The following is a 5,010-nucleotide window of genomic DNA, read 5'->3' on the forward strand; positions in this document are numbered from 1 at the left end:
TCCCGGTGTGGGTTTGTTCTATGGCGGTATGGTAAGGAACAAGAACGTCATTTCAATGATCGCAATGTCTTTCATTGCATTTGCAGTAGTGACCATCCAGTGGGTAACAGCCGGTTATTCCCTGGCCTTCGGACCAGACATCTCTGGTTTTATAGGAAACCTTGAGCACTTTGGCCTTAATGGAGTAGGACTGGACGGAGAAGGGATACCTGACATGCTGTTCATGGTGTTCCAGCTGGTGTTTGCAGGGGTCACACTTGCAATTCTCACATCCGGTGTTGCAGAGAGGATAAAGCTAAGCTCTTTCATAGTACTTGGCGTGCTGTGGACCACCCTTGTATATGATCCCCTGGCCCACTGGGCATGGGGTGGTGGCTGGGCTTCGCAGCTTGGAGCTCTGGATTTTGCAGGAGGCACTGTAGTACACATTAGTTCCGGATTCGGCGCCCTTGCTCTGGCCCTGGTGATCGGGAAGCGATCGGGGTTCGGCAAATTCAGCATGGAAGCGGAGAACATTTCACTTACCTTGATAGGTGGCGCTCTCCTGTGGTTCGGATGGTTCGCCTTCAACTCAGGCAGTGCACTTGCAGCCAACGGTCTGGCAGCGAACGCTTTTGTAGTAACTAACATTTCAGCGGCCTCCGGTGCTCTTACCTGGATGCTTGCTTCATGGGCAAAGGGTAAGCCCAGTTCCCTGGGAATGGTAAGCGGTGCCGTGGCAGGCCTGGTAGCAATAACCCCTGCATGCGGATTCGTCGGACCCATGGCAGCGATAGCAATAGGCGGGACCGCGGGCGTGCTGTGCTACAGGATGCTGCTCTTCCGTGTGAAGAAGGGTCTGGACGAAAGCCTGGACGCCTGGGCCATCCACGGCATGGGCGGTCTGTGGGGCGCGCTTGCAACAGGGATATTTGCAACTGCTTCCATCGGAGGTGTGAACGGTCTCATATACGGCAATGTGGACCAGTTCCTTATACAGGCTCTGGATGCCGGTGTTGCGATCTCATACGCCTTCGTGGTAACATACATAATTGCCCTGATAGTAGACAAGACCATGGGACTGCGGGTGACAGAAACCGAGGAATATGTGGGACTGGACATCTCACAGCATGGAGAATCCACGAAGGGATGAGGTGATATCATGAAGAAGATCAATGCGATCATACGCCCGGAGATGCTTAACGACGTTAAGGCCGCCCTGGCAGAGCAGGGATATTTCGCCATGACCGTATACGAGGTAAAGGGCAGAGGTTCTCAGAAAGGGATATGCCTCCAATACAGGGGTAAGAAAATAGAAGTGGACATGATCCCCAAGATGGAGATAGACATGGTGGTCAAGGACGAAGATGTCCGCCCCATCATAGAAATCATCCGCAGATCTGCCCGTACAGGCAAGTTTGGCGATGGACGGATATTTGTATCTCCTGTGGAATTGGCTGCTGCCATCAGAACGGACGATGAAACCAGAGAATAATGCCTAATGGCCGGATGATTCCGGCTACTATCTTTATTCTCTATTTTTATTTAAAAATAAACGAAATGGAGCGAAATGGTATCGCTCACATTCAAACCATTCAAGCTTTTGTCACGGTCAACTTCGGCCCCTGGTCGGCATTTGACCAATCCGAACTGTAGAAAGCAATGTAATTATTGCCCTCGGTCTTTGCCTTGAGGAAGAAACCGGTGTTCTCATACGTACCGCTTACACATTCCTGCACAAGCTGTGTGACATCGAATTCGTAGTACTTGTTATCAGGTACCGTACCAGCAGGGAAGGTTACTGAAGCGTATGGAGCAGTTCCCTGGGCAATGCCATTTACATCGAACCACGCTCCACCCACTGGTTTCCAGGCCTTGCGATAATCGTGGTAATACCAGGTCGCATACTTCGGGTTCCACGTCCCTGGCCTGTAGATATCCACTACAGTGTCAGAAGTGCGTGTCTTGCCGGCCGGATAGTACCAGTATAGTGACAGAGTTGCCTGGGATATTGTATCATTTTTATCATACATACTAAGATCGAACAACATCACATCCCTGGCACGGGATTTGCTTTTCCCGACGTCGATATAGGGTGTAGTGGAAAGAACTGCGCATGCAGAAGACTCACGCAGGTTATTGTCGTAGGTTGGAGTCAGGGTCACAGGCACCGAAGGTGTTTCAGGTGCGACTTTGATCAGCCAGGCATCTGCGGAACCAGCTCCGTATAAAGAAGTAGCTCCTGCTATGATGTATCCTCCATCCGAAGTCTGCTGAACTGAACCTGCAGAATCAGACATGGAACCGCCAAACTGCTTGGTCCACTGCTGGTTACCATTAGTATCAGCTTTGGTCAACCAGACACTGTAGGTGTGAGAGCCATAAGGTCTGATAGTACCTGCTATTATGTATCCTCCGTCAGACGTCTGATCAACCGAATATGCACAAACCGCATCATCAAACTCAGATCCTCCACCAAACCTTTTATTCCATGTTTCGTTACCATTGCTATCAGTTTTGACTAGCCAGGCAGTACTCGGATCTCCTAGATCACCCCCCATTTCTCCTGCGAGTATATAGCCTCCGTCAGAAGTCTGCTGAACTGAATGTGCAAAATCATAAGCACCTGTGGCTCCTGAAAAGGTCTTACTCCATATCTGATTGCCGTCGCTATCAACTTTGCTTAACCAGAAATCCGCAACTGAAGTTGGCATCTCAACACAGCCTACTACTATGTATCCCCCATCCAAAGTCTGATCAACGGATAATACGTGATAATCAAAACCATCGGCTGTTTTGCCAAAAGTTGTATTCCACTGATGATTACCATCACTATCAACTTTGATCAACCAACCTGGACTATAGATAATAAGACTATCTGGATAGGAAGAGTTTGTATCGCCTGCTATAATGTATCCTCCATCCGAAGTCTGCTGAACTGAAAAAGCATGATCATATTTTGATCCGCCATATGTCTTATTCCATGTCTGGTTACCATTACTATCAACTTTGATCAACCAGGCATCGCTATAAGCCCTTCCGTACTCATCAGTACCCCCAGCTCCATAGGAAGCAGTAGCTCCTGCTATGATGTATCCACCATCCGAGGTCTGCTGGACCGAGTTTGCACCATCGTCCAACATTCCGCCAAATGTCTTATACCATATCTGGTTGCCACTACTATCAACTTTGATCAGCCAGGCATCAGATCCACCAGCTCCATAAGAAGAAGTAGTTCCGGCTAGTATGTACCCCCCATCCGAAGTATTCTGAACTGAATTTGCAGAATCGTCCGAGGTTCCACCAAACGTCTTGTTCCACTGTTCTGCAGGAGCAACTGCCTGCACTACTGTGGGTATCATCGCAAATAGAATTAAGGCCGCCAATAATATTGTTATTTTACTGCCTTTTACCCTTGTTTTTATGAAATTTCTTATTTTATTGTTCATTTTACTAAACGCCTCTATCCATATGTCCCACTCTTCATTTACACATAAAAATAAAATGAAATGTGGGGTCACTGATATCCACAATCAAAAGACCATCACTGGATACGTAGCATAATCGCCTTCTGTGGTAACATCAAATACTACTGATATTATTCTCCCTACTTCTGATGGATCAGACACATCAGTGAGATCTAGTCCAACAAGATCCTGCCCCTGACCAATGTATGTATAGCTCCCGTCTACAGCAAAAAGCGGTGCTTATTCCTACGGTCAATAACAGAAACAGCGGTAAATCCCAGATTAGATCGATCTACCTGATCTTATTCAAATACATACCCACTCCACCAGTTATAGCAAACTTATAGTTACCTTAGTGGATACCCCCATGTATAGTATAGGAAGAAGGCCTATAAATACTTTATGAAAAAATTACGCAAATAATAATATAGTTATAAGTTTAAATTTTGTTTTTTCTGAAGACATAAAAATGTAAAATTATTGTGATGAGTGCAGTGATCTGGTTTTTCTCATACCTTTCAGTTAGAATAGTGATAATGTTATCCTGAAGATCTATGACATCTCAGGGAAGATGAAAGAGTATTACATTTCCCTCAATTATAAGAATGATAAACAATGAAATGCTTATTGGATCTCTTTTTCCAGGTACCTGAACACTGCTTCAAGGTCAGGATATATGAGATAAGCGTACTCATCAAGCGGTGTAGGCATGTTATTGACTATGATCAGCCTTCCACCATGCTTTACAGTGTTCAGGGGCAGGGATGCTGCCGGATGGACCACCAGGGACGAGCCGACCACAACCATCAGATCGGCCTTCGAACTTTCGGAAATTGCCTGAGATAGGGCATTTTGGTCCAGCATTTCTCCGAAGAAGATAATATCCGGTTTAACAAGACCTCCGCATCCGTCACATTTTGGGACGACCTGCGGTCCGTGTACAATGGGGGAAATAAGCTCATAAGGGAATTTTTTGCCGCAATGCAGGCAAGTGTGCTGTGCAGGAGAACCATGGATCTCTATGACCCGCCTAGAGCCTGCCTTCTGGTGCAGCATATCAATGTTCTGGGTGATTATCGACCTCATCATCCCCTCTTCTTCCAGTTTAGCCAGCATTTTATGGATAATGTTGGGTTCTTTTTCTTCCAGGTTGTAGATGAACTCTCTTCCATGAGTATAGAAATATGCAGGGTCCTTGCGGAAGTAATGGATGTCGAAGATCTTGTCCGCATCGAATTGCTTGTATATGCCCTTGCTACCCCGAAAGTCAGGTATACCTGACAGTGTGGAGATACCGGCACCACTGAGGAACACACAGTGACTGGAACTATGCATAAGGGAGAGAAGCTGATGCATAAAGAGAGATTGTTGCTGATGGGTATATATCTTTTACCCGATCTCACGCAGCCCCTTCTCTCACTCCCTAGATACCATCATGGGATTGGACACATCCACCGATGGAACTTACCTATCTTTTATTGCACAGCTGTTAAATACACGCAACTAAGAACACTTCTATTGCTTTACTGTCAGAGAAGGGTTATACGTTACAACAGGAAGGGAA

The 5,010-nt window shown here is 46.5% G+C and carries 5 protein-coding genes; 2 read left to right on the forward strand and 3 right to left on the reverse strand.

Annotated elements, in window-relative coordinates:
* Together A4E24_RS00005 and A4E24_RS00010 are read left to right on the forward strand one after the other, a co-directional pair.
* A partial coding sequence (locus tag A4E24_RS00005; protein WP_292350585.1) for an ammonium transporter occupies positions 1 to 1,132 on the forward strand: 1,132 nt, incomplete at its 5' end.
* A 9-nt stretch (positions 1,133 to 1,141) separates the two neighbouring features.
* Positions 1,142 to 1,474, forward strand: coding sequence for a P-II family nitrogen regulator (locus tag A4E24_RS00010; protein WP_292350587.1), 333 nt, complete (start codon positions 1,142 to 1,144; stop codon positions 1,472 to 1,474).
* Between the two features lie 100 nt (positions 1,475 to 1,574).
* On the opposite strand, the gene A4E24_RS00015 is transcribed toward A4E24_RS00010, so the two are convergent.
* The 3 genes from A4E24_RS00015 to A4E24_RS00020 all read right to left on the reverse strand — a co-directional run bounded on the left by A4E24_RS00015 (position 1,575) and on the right by A4E24_RS00020 (position 4,802).
* Complete coding sequence (locus tag A4E24_RS00015; protein WP_292350589.1) at positions 1,575 to 3,341, reverse strand: disaggregatase related repeat-containing protein; 1,767 nt, start codon at positions 3,339 to 3,341, stop codon at positions 1,575 to 1,577.
* Positions 3,342 to 3,512: 171 nt separating this feature from the next.
* Positions 3,513 to 3,650: a hypothetical protein gene (locus A4E24_RS10735; protein ID WP_367121117.1), complete on the reverse strand. Its 138-nt coding sequence runs from the start codon at positions 3,648 to 3,650 to the stop codon at positions 3,513 to 3,515.
* Between the two features lie 420 nt (positions 3,651 to 4,070).
* The gene (locus A4E24_RS00020) at positions 4,071 to 4,802 is read right to left on the reverse strand and encodes an NAD-dependent protein deacylase (protein ID WP_292350591.1); all 732 of its coding nucleotides are present in this window, start codon (positions 4,800 to 4,802) and stop codon (positions 4,071 to 4,073) included.
* Between the last annotated feature and the right edge of the window lie 208 nt (positions 4,803 to 5,010).

The organism is Methanomethylovorans sp. PtaU1.Bin093, from assembly GCF_002067275.1.
Classification (GTDB): domain Archaea; phylum Halobacteriota; class Methanosarcinia; order Methanosarcinales; family Methanosarcinaceae; genus Methanomethylovorans.